General features: G+C 70.7%; 12 protein-coding genes and 1 pseudogene. 9 read left to right on the top strand and 4 right to left on the bottom strand.

Annotation, left to right across the window (positions count from 1 at the left end):
* The first annotated feature begins 97 nt into the window (after positions 1-97).
* The 4 genes from ACFWU9_RS11020 to ACFWU9_RS11005 all read left to right on the top strand — a co-directional run bounded on the left by ACFWU9_RS11020 (position 98) and on the right by ACFWU9_RS11005 (position 4,487).
* Positions 98-1,438, top strand: a complete 1,341-nt coding sequence (locus ACFWU9_RS11020) for an ABC transporter substrate-binding protein (protein ID WP_384316511.1) — start codon at positions 98-100, stop codon at positions 1,436-1,438.
* Positions 1,435-2,454 (top strand): carbohydrate ABC transporter permease, encoded by a 1,020-nt coding sequence (locus tag ACFWU9_RS11015; protein WP_384316509.1) that lies wholly within the window; start codon positions 1,435-1,437, stop codon positions 2,452-2,454. Before ACFWU9_RS11020 ends, ACFWU9_RS11015 begins: the two co-directional genes overlap by 4 nt.
* Positions 2,451-3,380 carry a carbohydrate ABC transporter permease gene (locus ACFWU9_RS11010; RefSeq protein ID WP_384316507.1) on the top strand — a complete coding sequence of 310 codons (930 nt, stop codon included), beginning with the start codon at positions 2,451-2,453 and terminating at the stop codon, positions 3,378-3,380. The genes ACFWU9_RS11015 and ACFWU9_RS11010 overlap by 4 nt, the downstream gene beginning before the upstream one ends.
* A 72-nt stretch (positions 3,381-3,452) precedes the next feature.
* Positions 3,453-4,487 (top strand): hydroxyacid dehydrogenase, encoded by a 1,035-nt coding sequence (locus ACFWU9_RS11005; protein WP_384316505.1) that lies wholly within the window; start codon positions 3,453-3,455, stop codon positions 4,485-4,487.
* 84 nt (positions 4,488-4,571) lie between these two features.
* Here the strand turns inward: ACFWU9_RS11005 and groL are convergent, their stop codons facing one another.
* The 3 genes from groL to ACFWU9_RS10990 form a co-directional block, all read right to left on the bottom strand.
* Entirely contained in the window at positions 4,572-6,197 is a 1,626-nt protein-coding gene (gene groL, locus ACFWU9_RS11000; protein ID WP_384316503.1) for a chaperonin GroEL, read from the bottom strand.
* Positions 6,198-6,298: 101 nt separating this feature from the next.
* Complete coding sequence (gene groES / locus ACFWU9_RS10995) at positions 6,299-6,607, bottom strand: co-chaperone GroES (protein ID WP_189107608.1); 309 nt, start codon at positions 6,605-6,607, stop codon at positions 6,299-6,301.
* A gap of 359 nt (positions 6,608-6,966) precedes the next feature.
* A complete protein-coding gene (locus ACFWU9_RS10990; protein WP_384316501.1) occupies positions 6,967-7,959 on the bottom strand; it encodes a polysaccharide deacetylase family protein in 993 nt (330 codons plus the stop codon).
* Here ACFWU9_RS10990 and ACFWU9_RS10985 point away from each other — a divergent pair.
* From ACFWU9_RS10985 to ACFWU9_RS10970, 4 genes are all read left to right on the top strand, one after another.
* Positions 7,954-9,315 carry a class I SAM-dependent methyltransferase gene (locus ACFWU9_RS10985; protein ID WP_384316499.1) on the top strand — a complete coding sequence of 454 codons (1,362 nt, stop codon included), beginning with the start codon at positions 7,954-7,956 and terminating at the stop codon, positions 9,313-9,315. The two genes, ACFWU9_RS10990 and ACFWU9_RS10985, sit on opposite strands and share 6 nt — an antisense overlap.
* Positions 9,316-9,593: 278 nt before the next feature.
* Positions 9,594-11,747, top strand: a complete 2,154-nt coding sequence (locus tag ACFWU9_RS10980; protein WP_384316497.1) for a Tox-REase-5 domain-containing protein — start codon at positions 9,594-9,596, stop codon at positions 11,745-11,747.
* 45 nt (positions 11,748-11,792) lie between these two features.
* The gene (locus ACFWU9_RS10975; protein ID WP_384316495.1) at positions 11,793-12,506 is read left to right on the top strand and encodes a hypothetical protein; all 714 of its coding nucleotides are present in this window, start codon (positions 11,793-11,795) and stop codon (positions 12,504-12,506) included.
* Positions 12,503-13,012 carry a hypothetical protein gene (locus ACFWU9_RS10970; protein WP_384316493.1) on the top strand — a complete coding sequence of 170 codons (510 nt, stop codon included), beginning with the start codon at positions 12,503-12,505 and terminating at the stop codon, positions 13,010-13,012. The genes ACFWU9_RS10975 and ACFWU9_RS10970 overlap by 4 nt, the downstream gene beginning before the upstream one ends.
* A gap of 310 nt (positions 13,013-13,322) precedes the next feature.
* Here ACFWU9_RS10970 and ACFWU9_RS10965 read toward each other — a convergent pair.
* Positions 13,323-13,679 (bottom strand): annotated as a pseudogene (locus tag ACFWU9_RS10965) (hypothetical protein); the annotation flags it as partial.
* Positions 13,680-14,272: 593 nt separating this feature from the next.
* Here ACFWU9_RS10965 and ACFWU9_RS10960 point away from each other — a divergent pair.
* Positions 14,273-15,076 carry an ArsR/SmtB family transcription factor gene (locus ACFWU9_RS10960; RefSeq protein ID WP_384316491.1) on the top strand — a complete coding sequence of 268 codons (804 nt, stop codon included), beginning with the start codon at positions 14,273-14,275 and terminating at the stop codon, positions 15,074-15,076.
* Position 15,077 lies beyond the last annotated feature (1 nt).

Genomic DNA, 15,077 nt, shown 5'->3' with positions numbered 1-15,077 from the left:
ATTTTTCGATCAATCAATCTTTCGCTCTTGACCCCGCTCACCCCGGATCGAAGTATCACGGCCACCGCCTGTCCCCCGCCGCACAGGAGCCCGAGCCGTGAGCCATCCGAGGTCCCGTCCCATCCGCGCCGTCGTCAGCGCCCTCACCGCGCTGTCCGCTCTCGCCGCCCTCGGGGCGTGCAGCGGTGACGGCGGCCAGGAACCCGCCCGAGGCACCGCCGAAGACCCCGTGACCCTCACCTTCTGGGCGTGGACGAAGGGATCGAAGGAGGTCGTGGACGCGTTCAACGCCTCGCACGACACGATCAAGGTGAGGTTCGAGGAGATACCGTCCGGCGGCCTGGGCGGCTATCCCAAGATCGCCAACGCGGTGAAGGCGGGCATCGCGCCCGATCTGCTCTCGATCGAGTACCCGCAGCTGTCGCAGTTCGTCAGCCAGGGCTCGCTCCAGGACCTGAGCGGCTATCTCACCGAGGACGTCAAGAGGAAGTTCCTCCCGCAGGCCGTGGAACTGACCACGATGGGCGGCCGGAACTGGGCCGTTCCCTTCGACGCGTCACCGCAGGTCTTCTACTACCGCAAGGACTTCTTCGACAAGCACGACATCGCGCCGCCCAAGACCTGGGCCGAGTTCCGCACGGCGGCCGAGCGAGTCAGGAAGGCCGAGCCGAAGACCCGGATCGCCACCTTCTTCCCCGACGACCCGACCTTCTTCCAGGCGATGGCCTGGCAGGCGGGAGGCCAGTGGTTCGACACGGCCGGGGACAGCTGGCGCGTCGACACCGAGGACCCGGCGAGCGTCAGGGCGGCGGAGTACTGGCAGGGGATGATCGACGACCGACTCGTCTCCACCGCCTCGTCGTTCAGCCCCGAATGGACCGGCTCGCTCAAGCAGGGCACGACGGTCGGCTACCTCGGTGCCTCGTGGGGCGCCGGCGTCCTGTCGGGCATCGTGACCGAGCAGAAGGGCAAGTGGGCCGCGGCGCCGGTGCCGAGCTGGGACGCCGGGCGGCCGGCCAGCGGCATGATCGGCGGATCGACGTTCGCCGTCGGCAAGGACAGCCGGAAGACCGCCGCGGCGGTCGAGTTCGCGCTCTGGATGTCCACCACCGAGGCCGGCATCGAGGCCCGGATCGGAGCGAGTACGTCGAGCGCCCTGCCGGCCGCGCCCGCACTCGTACCGGTCGCCAGGAAAGCCTTCGACACCGGCTTCTTCGGCGGTCAGGACCTGTACGCGCTGTACGAGAAGGCCGGCGCGTCCGTGGATCCCGACTGGCTCTGGGGCCCGAGCACCGCGGCCACCAACAGCGCGCTCGGTGACGAACTGAGCAACGTGGTCGGCGGCAGCTCGACCCTCCGCGAGGCGCTCGGGACGGCGCACGACGCCACCGTCGCCGACGCGAAGAAGCGCGGACTGAACGTCGAGGACGCCTCATGACCCACGAGACAGCCCGCCGCCCCGAGCCCCGTACGGCCGACGCCCCCGGCTCCGAGTCCCGTACCCCCGGCGCCCCCGGCTCCCAGCCCCGTACCCCCGGCGCCCATGTCCCCAGGACCGGTACCGCGAAGGCCCGTACCGGCATGGCCGCCGCCGCCCTCCTCACTCCCTTCTTCGCCCTCTTCACCGTCGCGATGATCATCCCGGTCGGCTACGCCGTCCATCTGAGCCTCTTCACCGAGAAGCAGTCGGGCCTCGGTTTCGACGGCCCGACGACCGTCTTCCACGGCCTGGGCAACTACACCGCCGCCCTCGGCGACGAGGCGTTCCGTGACGGCTTCCTGGTGCTGCTCGGCTACTGCGCCCTCTACATACCGCTGATGGTCGGCGGCGCGCTCGTCATCTCGCTGCTGCTGGACACCGCGATGGCCCGCGCCCGCCGGTTCTTCCAGCTCGCGCTCTTCCTCCCGCACGCGATCCCCGGGCTGATCGCCGCCCTGATCTGGATCTACCTCTACACACCCGGACTCAGCCCGGTCGTCGCGGCGATGGAGTCCGGCGGCGTCGGCTTCGACTTCTTCTCCTCCGAGGGCACCCTCCCGGCGATCGTCAACATCGCGCTGTGGGAGTGGCTCGGCTACAACGTCGTGATCTTCTACGCCTCGCTCCAGGCCGTCGACCGCTCCCTGCTGGAGGCGGCGACCGTGGACGGCGCGGGAAACTGGCGGCTCGCCTTCGCCATCAAGATCCCGCTCATCCGCTCCTCCCTGATCCTCGTCCTGCTCTTCACGGTCATCGGCTCGCTCCAGCTCTTCACCGAGCCGCTGATCCTCAACCGGGGCAGCGGGTCCGCCGTGACCAGCACCTGGACCCCCAACATGTACGCCTACAGCGCCGCGTTCGAACGCAACGACTACGGGCTCGCCGCCGCCGCGTCCGTACTCATCGCCCTCGTCGCCGCCCTGCTCTCCTTCGTCGTCACCCGATTCTCCAACCGGAAGGGGGCACGGGCATGACGTCCCCGACCGTGGTCGACCCGGCCGCCCAGCTCCAGACCCCGAACCGCCGGGCCGGCCGCGCCCCCGTGCCGGCCGGCCGTCCCGCCGCCAACCGCTGGCTGTCGAGGACGGCGGTCAACGGCGTGCTGCTGATCGCCGCCGTCTACACGCTCTTCCCGCTGATCTGGCTGGTCACCGCCGCCACCAAGGACGCGGGCAATCTCCTCGGCGGCGACGTCTTCTCCTTCGAGGGCTTCGACCTCGGCCACAACCTCTCGGAGCTGACGTCCTACCAGGACGGCATCTACTTCCGGTGGTACGGCAACTCGCTGCTCTACGCGGGGATCGGCGCCCTCGGCTGCTCGCTGGTGAGCGTCGCCGCGGGCTACGCCTTCGACAAATACCGCTTCCGGGGGAAGGAGAAGCTCTTCGCGCTCGTCCTGCTGGGTGTGCTGCTGCCGTCCACGGCGCTGTCGCTCCCCCTGTATCTGCTGGCCGTCGAGACCGGCACCGTCAACACCTACTGGTCGGTGCTGATCCCGGCGCTGGTCAACCCGTTCGGCGTCTATCTCGCCCGGATCTTCAGCGCGGGCTACGTCCCGGACGAGGCGCTGGAGGCCGCCCGTATCGACGGGGCGGGCGAGTTGCGCGCCTTCTGGTCCATCGGACTGCGGATGATCATGCCGGGCTTCGTGACCATCTTCCTCTTCCAGTTCACCGCGATCTGGAACAACTTCTTCCTCCCCCTCGTGATGCTCTCCGACCGCGAGCTCTACCCCCTGAGCCTCGGCCTGTTCAACTGGCACAGCAACGCCAACGCCGACCCGACCTTCTACCCCATGGTCGTCACGGGCTCCCTGCTCGCCGTCACCCCGCTGATCATCGCCTTCGTCACCCTCCAGCGACACTGGAAGGCCGGACTCACCGCCGGCAGCGTCAAATAGCGCCCGAACAGCGCCACACGACGCGCGAAGTGCCCCCGAGGACGACGATTCACGAGGAGACCGACTTCCACCATGCACGACGCCACTGACAATCGGCCTTCCGCCCTGCTCTCGATGAGTCCCGGCATCGCGGAGCGACTCTTCACCCCCGCTCATCTCTCCCGGCTGACCGGCCTCGTACGCACCGATCCCCAGCTCGTCGCCCACACCCTGGCCGGCCCGGGGCTCGACCCGGGCGTCGCCGCGGCGCTCGCCGACGCCGAACTGCTGATCACCTGCTGGGGTGCGCCCCCGCTCACCGCCGACGTGCTCGACGCCGCGCCGAGGCTGCGCGCGGTCGTGCACGCGGCGGGCACCGTCAAGCACCATGTCACGGACGCCTGCTGGGAGCGGGGCATCGCGGTCACCTCGGCGGCGGCGGCCAACGCCAGGCCGGTCGCCGAGTACACGCTGGCCGCGATCCTCTTCGCGGGCAAGCGGATCCTCGGCACCGCGCACCGCCACCGGGAGCTGCGCGCGCCCCACGACTGGCACCAGGAGCTGGGCTCGGCGGGCAACTACCGCCGTACGGTCGGCATCGTCGGCGCGTCCCGGATCGGCCGCCGGGTGATCGAGCTGCTGCGGCCGTTCGACCTCGACGTCCTGCTGTACGACCCGTACGTCGACACCGCCGCCGCCGAGGCGCTCGGTGTCGAAGGGGTTCCGCTGGACGAACTGTGCGCGCGGAGCCAGGTGGTCTCCGTCCACGCTCCCCAGGTCCCGGCCACCCGCCATATGATCGGCGCCGCCCAGCTCGCGGCGATGCCGGACGGGGCCACGCTCATCAACACGGCGCGGGGCTCCCTGATCGACGAGGACGCGCTGCTTCCGCAGCTGGTCTCCGGCCGGCTGAGCGCGGTGCTCGACGTGACGGACCCCGAACCGCCGTCGCCGGACTCGCCGTTGTACGACCTGCCGAACGTACTGCTGACTCCGCATGTCGCGGGCTCACTGGGCGGTGAGATCCACCGGATGACCGATCAGGCGCTGGACGAGGTGGAGCGGTATGTGAAGGGGCTGCCGTTCGAGGATCCCGTACACCCCTCGTCGCTGCCGCACTCGGCGTAACGCGGCGGCGCCGGAACGCGCCGAGGCCCGGCACCCCCGAAGGGGCGCCGGGCCTCGGCGCGTGTACCAAGGAGGCGGCGGGCCTCAGTGGCTGTGGCCGTGACCGCCCTGACCGGCGTCCGCGTCGTCCTCGGCGGGCTTCTCGACGACCAGGGTCTCGGTCGTCAGGAGCAGCGAGGCGATGGAAGCGGCGTTCTCCAGCGCGGAACGGGTGACCTTGACCGGGTCGATGACGCCGGCCTTCACCAGGTCGACGTACTCACCGGTCGAGGCGTTGAAGCCGTGACCCGCGTCGAGCTCGGCGACCTTGGCGGTGATGACGTAGCCCTCAAGACCGGCGTTCTCGGCGATCCAGCGCAGGGGCTCGACCACGGCGCGGCGGACGACCGCGACACCGGTGGCCTCGTCGCCCGTCTTGCCCAGGCCGTCCTCCAGCACCTTGGCGGCGTGCACCAGGGCGGAGCCACCACCGGAGACGATGCCCTCCTCGACCGCGGCGCGGGTCGCGGAGATGGCGTCCTCCAGACGGTGCTTCTTCTCCTTGAGCTCCACCTCGGTGGCGGCGCCGACCTTGATCACACACACGCCGCCGGCCAGCTTCGCGAGGCGCTCCTGGAGCTTCTCGCGGTCCCAGTCGGAGTCCGTGGACTCGATCTCGGCCTTGATCTGGTTGACACGGCCGGCGACCTCGGTGCTGTCGCCACCGCCGTCGACGATCGTCGTGTCGTCCTTGGAGACCGTGACGCGGCGGGCGGTGCCCAGCACGTCGAGACCGGCCTGGTCGAGCTTGAGGCCGACCTCCTCGGCGATGACGGTCGCGCCCGTGAGGGTGGCGATGTCGCCGAGCATGGCCTTGCGGCGGTCACCGAAGCCGGGGGCCTTCACCGCGACGGCGTTGAAGGTGCCGCGGATCTTGTTGACGACGAGGGTGGAGAGCGCCTCGCCCTCGACGTCCTCGGCGATGATCAGCAGCGGCCGGGAGCCACCCGCCTGGATGACCTTCTCCAGCAGCGGGAGCATGTCCTGGATGGAGCCGATCTTGCCCTGGTTGATCAGGATGTACGGGTCGTCGAGGACGGCCTCCATACGCTCCTGGTCGGAGACCATGTACGGCGAGAGGTAGCCCTTGTCGAAGGCCATGCCCTCGGTGAACTCCAGCTCCAGGCCGAAGGTGTTGGACTCCTCGACGGTGATGACACCGTCCTTGCCGACCTTGTCCATCGCCTCGGCGATGAGCTCGCCGACCTGCGGGTCCTGGGCGGAGAGACCGGCGACGGCCGCGATGTCGGCCTTGTCGTCGATGGGGCGGGCCGTCTCCAGCAGCTGCTTGGAGACGGCGGCGACCGCGGCGTCGATGCCCTTCTTCAGGGCGGCCGGGGAGGCGCCGGCGGCGACGTTGCGCAGGCCCTCGCGGACCAGCGCCTGGGCCAGCACGGTGGCGGTGGTGGTGCCGTCACCCGCGATGTCGTTGGTCTTGGTCGCCACCTCCTTCACGAGCTGGGCGCCGAGGTTCTCGTACGGGTCGTCGAGCTCGACCTCGCGGGCGATCGTGACACCGTCGTTGGTGATGGTCGGCGCGCCGAACTTCTTGTCGATGACGACGTTGCGGCCCTTGGGGCCGATCGTCACCTTCACCGTGTCGGCAAGCTTGTTGACGCCGCGCTCAAGGGCGCGACGGGCGTCCTCGTCGAACTTCAGGATCTTCGCCATGGGAGCTTTCTCTTGTCCTCTCGAACGAACAACGAACTACGCCCCGGGCCACCCGGCGATGCGGGGGCCAGGGGCGTAGTTTCACAGCGTGACTGCGATGATTACTTCTCGATGATCGCGAGCACGTCGCGAGCCGAGAGGACGAGGTACTCCTCGCCCGTGTACTTCACCTCAGTACCGCCGTACTTGCTGTACAGAACGACGTCGCCGACGGAAACGTCGAGCGGAAGACGCTCGCCGTTCTCGAAGCGACCCGGACCGACGGCCAGGACGACGCCCTCCTGGGGCTTCTCCTTGGCCGTGTCCGGAATAACCAGGCCAGAGGCCGTGGTCTGCTCTGCGTCGAGCGGCTGGACCACAATGCGGTCCTCGAGCGGCTTGATGGCAACCTTGGTGCTGGCGGTCGTCACGATCCGACCTCCCCCTTCGGAGATCTCACGGGGTTAACTGTCTGGGTGGCGCGACCGGGCTCGATCCGTCGTCGCGGGTGCCGGACCTGTCCTGTCACGCATTGGCACTCTCCAGTGGGGAGTGCCAGACATGACACTATGACCGCGATTAGCACTCGGTCAAGCTGAGTGCCAGTCGGGCCCCGCGCGGCGGCCCCGGCGGAAGCCCCGCCGAGGGGCGCGGACGGGGCCGGGAACCGCCGGGGCGAGACCCGCCGGGACGCGATCCACCGGGCCGTACCTCACCAGGCCGCGCCCCGGCCTCACCCGGCCGTGACCCCGCCTCGCACGGCCGTGACCTGGCCTCACCCGGCCACGGCTCAGACGTAGTCCTCCAGTTTCGCAACCGCGTATCCCTTGTCCGTGATCGTCTTCATGACGTGCCGGATCATGTCGGCCATCGAGCCCTTCCAGTCCTCCTTGCCACGGAAGTGCGTGAGGAGGATGTCGCCCGGATGCAGGGTCCGGTCCCACTCGCGCCACTCCATGTGGTCGGGGAACGCCTCGGACGACCACAGCGGCACCGCCTTGACGCCGCAGGACTTGGCGGCGCGCAGGGTGCGCGCGTCGTAGTTGCCGTACGGCGGCCGGAAGAGCTCGGGCCGCTTGCCGTACCGCTTCCTGAGCTTCTCCTGCTGGCCGCAGATCTCCCGCTTCTGCTCCTTGTAGGAGAGCCCGGGGAGGTAGGGGTGGGTGAGGGTGTGGTTGTGCAGAGAGACCCCGCGGGACTGCATCTTCTTGAAGTAGGCGTAGTCGTCGCTGATGACGTAGTCGCTGAGGAAGGCGCTGTACGGGATCTTCAACTCGCTCATCATCCGCAGCAGTTCGGGGTCCTTCTCGGCGCCGTCGTCGATCGTCAGGAAGACGACCTTCTCCTTCGTCGGCACATTGGTGAAGACCGGCGGCAGGGTCGCGCCTCCGGTGACCTCGAAGCCCTTGCGGGTGGTGATCCTCGGCTTCACCGCGGGCGGCGGGGGCGCGGCGAGCGGGGTCTTGGCGAGCTTCCACTTCCTGGCCGCCACGGCGCGCAGCGCCTGGGCCCTGAGGGCCGCCGCGGCGTCGGCCCTCCGGCCGGCCGGGGGCCCGGCGCGACCCGGTTGCGCGGAGGCGGACTCCACCGGCCCGCCGCCTCCGCCGCCCCCGTCCCCGCTCCGGGCGCCGGCGCGCGCGCCGTCACCGCCGCCCGGCTCCCCCGCGCAGGCGGCGCCGAGCGCGGCGATCAGGAGTGCGGCGACGGCGGTACGCGCCCGTCCGCCGGGGCGTCTTTTCCGTACCAATGAGGCTTTATCTTCGTTTTGTCGTACTAGTTGCATGGCGTCGCATCCTGTCAGCGCCATGTCCGCGCGCCCGGCCGACACCTCCGGGGCGCGAGGACGGTCCCCCGGCTGGCCCACAATGGCCCGGTGACCGACCGCGCCCCCGTACCCCTGTCGCTGCTGCTCTCCGAGGAGGGCCAAGCCCTCCTCGCCGAACTCCGTGACCACGACCCCGCGCAGGAGCTGGCCCTGGCCACCCGGCTGCGCCGCGACCACCCCGCCGAGCTGGTCTCGTCGGCGCTCGCGCAGGCCCGGCTGCGGCAGCGCGCGGTCGCGAAGTTCGGCGGGCGGGACGCGTACCGCATGTACTTCACGCCGGACGGGGTCGAGCAGGCCACCCGGACCTCGGTGGCGGCGCACCGGGCGGCCCGGTTCCGGGACATCGGCTCCGCGGGCGCCGGGCGCGCGGGCGCGGGCCCGGCGCGGATCACGGACCTGTGCTGCGGCATCGGCGGCGACGCGATCGAGCTGGCGCGCGCCGGATTCGCCGTGACCGCCGTCGACCGTGCCCCCGGGACCTGCGAGATGGCCGCCCACAACATCCGTACGCTGGCGCCCGACGCACCGCCTCCGACGGTCGTGTGCGCGGACGTCATGACGTACGACCTGACGGCCCCACCCGCCCCCGACGCCCTGTTCGTCGACCCGGCGCGGCGCGGCGGCCGAGGGCGGATCTTCGACCCGGAGGCGTACTCGCCGCCGCTGTCCTGGGCGGTCGACGCGGTACGCACGGTCGGCGCCGGCGGCATCAAGATCGCGCCGGGCATCCCGCACGAACTGGTCCCCGACGACTTCGAGGCGGAGTGGATCTCCGACGGCGGCGACGTCAAGGAGGCGGTGCTCTGGTACGACGCGAGCGCGCCGGAGCCCGGACCGGGCCGCCCCGGCGGTGTCACGCCCGGGGCCCGGCGCGCCACCCTGCTCCCGGCGGGGATCACCCTGACCGGCCGCGGTCTGCCGGACCCTCAGGTCCGGCCGGTGGGCCGCTATCTGTACGAGCCGGACGGCGCCGTGATCCGCGCCCATCTGGTCGCCGAGGCCGCCGACGAGCTGGACGGCGGGCTGATCGACGAGACGATCGCGTACATCACGGCGGACGAGCGGCGGTCGACGCCCTACGCGACCGCGTACGAGATCACCGACGTACTGCCCTTCAATCTCAAGCGGCTCAAGGCCCTGCTCCGGGAGCGCGACGTCGGCGTCCTGACGGTCAAGAAGCGCGGCTCGCCGGTCGAACCGGAGGAGCTGCGGCGGAAGATGAGGCTCAAGGGACGGAATTCGGCCACCGTCTTCCTCACCCGGGTCGCGGGCGCGCCGGCGATGCTGCTCGGCGGGCCGGCCGCCGAGATCTGAGATCCCCGTATCCCCCGGGCCCGCGCCCACCACCACTCCACCTCGCCAATCATCCCGAACCGCCTGACGACAGAGCACATTTGAGAGGGTTTTGGGCCTCCGGACCCATGCGTGCTGACGTGCTCAGGTCATAGGCTCACGGTGGGGGCGGCCTGTCACGTGCTGCCTGAACGCCGCGGTTCGTGAAGGTGGTTGGGGGGCTGGGAATGGCCGGATACGGGGGAACATCGGCATACGGGGGCGCGTGGACACCGCCCGATCCGTCAGGGCGGCGCGACATGCCCCAACTACTGTCCGTCGCACGGTGGTTGATCCACGCGCTCTTCGGCTTCACCGTGCTGGGCGGGATCGGTCTGCTCCTCTCGGCCGCCGACGCCGACGCGGTGGACGCCGGACTCGTCGGCCTCGTCGCGTGGGCGGCGGCGCCCGGCACCGCCGGCTGGCTGCTCTCCCGGCGGCTGTGGACCGGAGGGGTGTGGGAGTGGCGGGCCCTGCTCGCCGTTCAGACGTGGCTGGTCGCCGGAGGCATCTCCAACCTCACCGAGGGCTCCTTCCAGGGCTTCACCCAGCTCGTGCTGCCGGTGCTCGTCCTGATCTTCCTGTGCCGACCCGAGAGCAGGGAGTGGATCCGGCTCGATGCCGGACGCCGGGAGGAGCGCCGGCCGTTCTCGTTCGCCCGGTTCATCCGGTGGCGGAGCGACGGGGGCCAGACCGCGCTCGAATACGTCGGCCTGTTCGTGCTCGTCGCCGCGATCGTCGTCGGGCTGACGGTGAGCGGGGTCGGCGGGCAGATCTCCGACGGTCTACGGTCCACGGTCTGTTCGATCACGGGCGCGGCCTGCCCGGCGCCCGGCGGCGACTCGGTCGAGGCGGGCGACGGCCGGGACGAACCGGGCGGCGGCCCGGGAGATCCGGGGAATCCCGGCGGCCCGGCCGATCCGGGCGACCCCGGCGATCCCCAGGACGGCGACAACGGCGGCACCGTCCCCGTGGGCGTCGAGAGCGACGAGGAGAGGACCGACGCCGCCGCCGACGAACCCGGCTGGGAGGAGGACGAGACCTCAGCCGACAACGGCGGTGACGGCGGCGGCGAGGAGAAGGAGGACTGCGGAGGCTGGGGCTTCTTCTCCTGCGCGGGCGACCGCGTCGCCCAGGTCGCCAAGGGCGTCGCCGTGGACGGTTTCTGGGGCGACGTCACCGGCGTCTGGGACCTGGTCACCGACCCGGGCGGCACCTGGGACGGGCTGAAGGACTACGGCAGCGGTCTGGGTGACGAGTGGTCCGAGGACGCCAAGGACGCCGGCGACAAATGGGCGAAGGGCGACTACTTCGACGCGCTGACCGACTGGGGCGGCGCGTCCGTGAACACGGTCGTCTCGGCGGGCGACGACGTCTTCGTCGGCGACGAGGTCCGCGACCGGTGGAACAACGGCGAGAAGACCCGCGCGGTCACCGACGTCGTCTGGAACGTCGGGTCGCTCTTCATCCCCGGCTACAACGCGGCGAAGGTCGGCGGCAAGGTCGGCAAGATCGGCAAGTTGGGCAAGCTCGGGAAGCTGGGCAAGGCGGCCGACGAGGCGAGGAAGGCCGCCGACCGGGCCCGGAAAGCGGCCGAGAAGGGGGACGTCAGAGCCGCCGACGAGGCGGCGGCGGAAGCCCAGAGGCACGCCGACGACGCCCGGGACAAGCTGGCGGAGAAGGGCTGTGTGATCAGCTCCGGCCCGCTCGGCGGCCGGTCCCCGGGCGGGCCCGCGGGCTCCGTCACCACGGCCTCGCTCAGCGGCGGTGTCAACGCCGCCGGGCGGACCATGACCGTCTACCGGGCGAACGGCGTCCCCGCGCTCCTGCCGTTCGAGAAGAAGTGCGACGGCGCGAGCCAGGAGGAGATCGACGCCGCCGAGCAGGCCAAGAAGGACGCCGAGGCGGCGAAGGAGGCGCAGAAGGAGGCCGGCCGCAAGGCGGTCTCCGCATGGAAGAAACCGTCCTGGTACGGCGATCTGAAGAACCCCCGCAAGGGCTCCGCCGATCTCGGCGACGGCAAGTGGAAGACAAAGAAGTCGGTGGCCTACAACCCCGCGATGGAGCGCTGGATGCGGTTCCAGGAGCAGGTCTCGGGGGTGAAGCGCGGCAAGGAGTACGCGGTGAAGGACCCGGCCACCGGCCGCGACGTCGACTTCGACGGCTGGGACTCCGCCGGGCAGAAGTACAAGGAGGCGAAGTTCGGGTACGGGGGCAAGGTCCGCCCCGATGGCACCCTGGAACCCGCGCAGGCCACCAAGTGGGTCGAACAGGCGCGGCGCCAGGTGCGGGTGGCGAACGGCAAGCCGGTTGAATGGAACTTCTCCAACAAACAGGCCGCCGACGCCGCGCAGAAGGCGTTCGACGATGCTGGGGTGGACGTGGACGTCGTCCACACGCCGTGGCAGAAGTGAGCGGCGGGGAGCAGGAGCACGATCGGAGTGTCGGGAGTGTCGAGCATGGCGAGCGAAACCATCGTGAAGGCGTCCTGGGGACCCAGGCCCGAGTCCTCCCGGGAACTGGCCGGACGCTGGCTGGACCTGCTGGGGCGGCTGACCGACCTGTCGGCCGGTGAACTCGCCGAGTGGCGCTGGGACACCGACGGCGCCGCTCCCGGCGAGCCGGTCCCGGACGACGTCGGCGCCTTCGCCGCCGCCGTCGAGACGGCCAACCCGCACGACGACGCGGACGTCGTCGGCCGCACCGCCGTCGTCGTGGCCAGGACCCAGGACGGCGGATACGCGCAGCTCAAGGTGGGGGCCGGGGGTACGGACGGCTTCACCCCTTTCACCGCGACGCTGCTGCTCTTCCCCGGCTCCCCGGACGGGCCGGCGCCGCTCGCGGACCGGCTTCCCGAGGCACTGGCCGCCGTCGCGGACGTCTGGGACGCGGACACCGGGAGCGCGCACGACCGGGCCCTGTTCAACGCGCTGAGGTCGGCGTACGGGCTGCGGGCGTCGCACCCGCGCTGCGGCTGGTCGGTCTTCGTGTCGGCGAACCGGGCCGCGCGGGTCCCCGCGGACCTGGCCGCGCCACGCCTGGAAGCCGGGCCCGGCGGAGTCGTACTGGACATCGGTACGACCACGGACGCGGTGCTCGCGGCGCACAAGACACTCGCCGACGCGGGTGCGCTGGAGCCCCTGCCCACCCCGGCGGACCGGCCGAAGCTGTGAACGCGGCCGGGACCGCGGACCCGGGGCGCGACCCGCTCGAATTCAAGGCGGCGATCGACGCGCGGACCGCCGCCGCCGTGCGGCTCGCCACCGCGCCGTACGCGCCGCCCTGGCCGGACGGCGTGGACCCGGGCCGGTCCGCCACCGGGGCGGATTTCTCGATCGTCGCGCTGCGGGTCAGCCCCGACTTCTACGAGGACGAGGACGGCGAGCTCCACGCGGCCGTCACCGACGAGTACGAGACCGAGCTCTGGGGCGTGGTCCTCGCCCTCGACGCCCGGTGGGGCGCGCACCTGACCATGGGGCTGGAGGAGTACGGCGACCGGCACCTGGCAGGTGAGCCGGTGCCGCCGTTCTACGCGGCCCTGTTCGAGCTGGGCTACTTCGGCGACCTCCAGTCGTGGCGGGTGGGCGGACGGCTGGTCGCGATCGGTGTGGGGCAGCTGGACGCGGAGGAGCCGGTCGTCCTGTTCGCGGCGGTCAGCGGCGGCGCGAACGACGCGTGAGCACGCGCCGACCGGACCCCGGCGGCGTCTCTCAGCCCTGCTCGGAGGAGCCCGGATCCTCGGGCGCCTCGGCCTTCCGGGTCCTCTGCGGCTTCTCGGTCTTCTCGGTCTTCGCGGTCTTCGCCGGCTTCTTCCGAAGCATGTCCGGCGTCTCGGGCCTCTTCTTCAGCATCTCCGGCATCTCGGGTGCCTTCGACGCCTCCGGGCTCTCCGTCGCCTTCGGCGTCCCCGGTGCCTTCGGCCGGCCCTTCAGCTCCGCGTTCCTGAGCTGGGCGTCCTTGAGCTGGGCGTCCAGCAGCAGCTGGTCGAGGTCCGTGATCTCGTCCGCGTAGATCTGCGTCAGCGGTTGCGGCCCTATGTACTGCTGACAGTTGCACCGCGCCAGCTCGTACCGCTTCGGCTTCCTGTTCTCGTCCCAGGCCGTCGCCACTTCCACGTTCTCGTGGCACTTGCCCTGCTTGTCGTGCTTGGCGAGATGGTGCGAACACCCGCAGACGGGCTGCGGCGGCCTGTGTGCCTCCTCCAGGGCGCGCCGGCCGCCCTCGACGAGCTTGATGCGCTCCACTGCCCGCTCGTGCCGGGTACGCAGCGCGTTCCGGCCCGTATCGGCGACCCAGCTGAAGCCACCGACCATGAAGAAGACGAAAATCCACCAGAGCCAGTTCATCCGCCGCCCCTTCACCCCATGAAATGGCGCATGCGTTCCTCTCAGGATAGAACGATCGGCGTAGGAACGGCCTCAGGGAGCCGGGGGCGACTTCGGGACACATCCGGACATCACGCTTCACAGGCGTCCCGTAAATCACAATTTCAGCGGTGCGCGCCGCCTCGTCCACGCCCGGGCGCCGGGCTCGGTGCGTACCGGGCCCCTCACTGCTGGAGTACGGCCCCGAGCGCCCCGAGCACGCCGATGACCAGCGGGATCACCCCGATTCCGACGAGATGCGCGACCTCGCCGAATTCCGCGGAAACCGGCCGGCCGAGGCCGGCCCAGGACCGGCGACGCGGAGCGCGACGGAGATTCCCAGCCATACCGCGCCAAGCCGCGCCGACCCGCCCGCGGCCGGCGATCTCGGGCGCGGCAGAGAAATCACCCCGAGGACCGGTTCGGCCAGTCCAGTGACATGGTCCGCGGTCCCACGGGGACGCCTCCCGATTGACATGCTGCCGAACGACTGCCTAACCTGACAGAGGCAGCCGAACGGCTGCATATCGAGCCGGAATCAAACCCCGGAGCCCCGGAGTCGAGGGTGGCGCGCCATGGACGACGTCTTCAAAGCGCTGGCCGACCCCGGCCGGCGCCGCCTGCTGGACAGTCTCGACACCCGCGACGGACAGAGCCTGCGGGAGCTGTGCGCCGAGCTCGACATGGCCAGACAGTCGGTCAGCAAGCACCTGGCGGTACTCGAGGCGGCGAATCTCGTCACCACGGTGTGGCGCGGCAGGGAGAAGCTCCACTTCCTCAACGTCGTGCCGATCAACGCGATCGCCGACCGCTGGATGAACAAGTACGACCGCGGGCGGGCGAGCGCCCTCGCGGATCTCAGAACCGCACTGGAGGACAGCACCATGGCCACGAACGGCACGGACGAGACCGCGTTCGTCTACCGCACCTACATCAGGACCACCCCCGAGAAGCTCTGGCGGGCACTGACCGACCCGGCGTTCACCACCCGCTACTGGGGCGTGACCTTCGAGTCCGAGTGGCGGGCGGGCTCGGAGATGTCCTGGGAGCAGTTCGGTGTCAGGATCACCGACCCCGAGCAGGTCGTGCTGGAGTCGGAGCCGTACCGCCGGCTCTCCTACACCTGGCACACCATGACCCCGGAGTTCGCCGAGGCGACCGGGCTGGGCGAGGAGTACCTCGCCAGGGCGGCGGCCGAGGCACGGTCGCGGGTGACCTTCGAGATCGAGCCGCTCGGCTCCATGGTCAGACTGACCGTGATCCACGACGGCTTCCGGCCCGGGTCCACGATCCTGTCGAGCGTCAGTGAGGGCTGGCCCGCGCTGCTGTCGAGCCTGAAGACGATGCTGGAGACGGGCGAGCCGCTGCCCGAGGCGTGAA

The organism is Streptomyces sp. NPDC058653, assembly GCF_042716895.1.
Lineage (GTDB): Bacteria > Actinomycetota > Actinomycetes > Streptomycetales > Streptomycetaceae > Streptomyces.
This window is presented reverse-complemented; position numbering and strand designations above follow the sequence as displayed.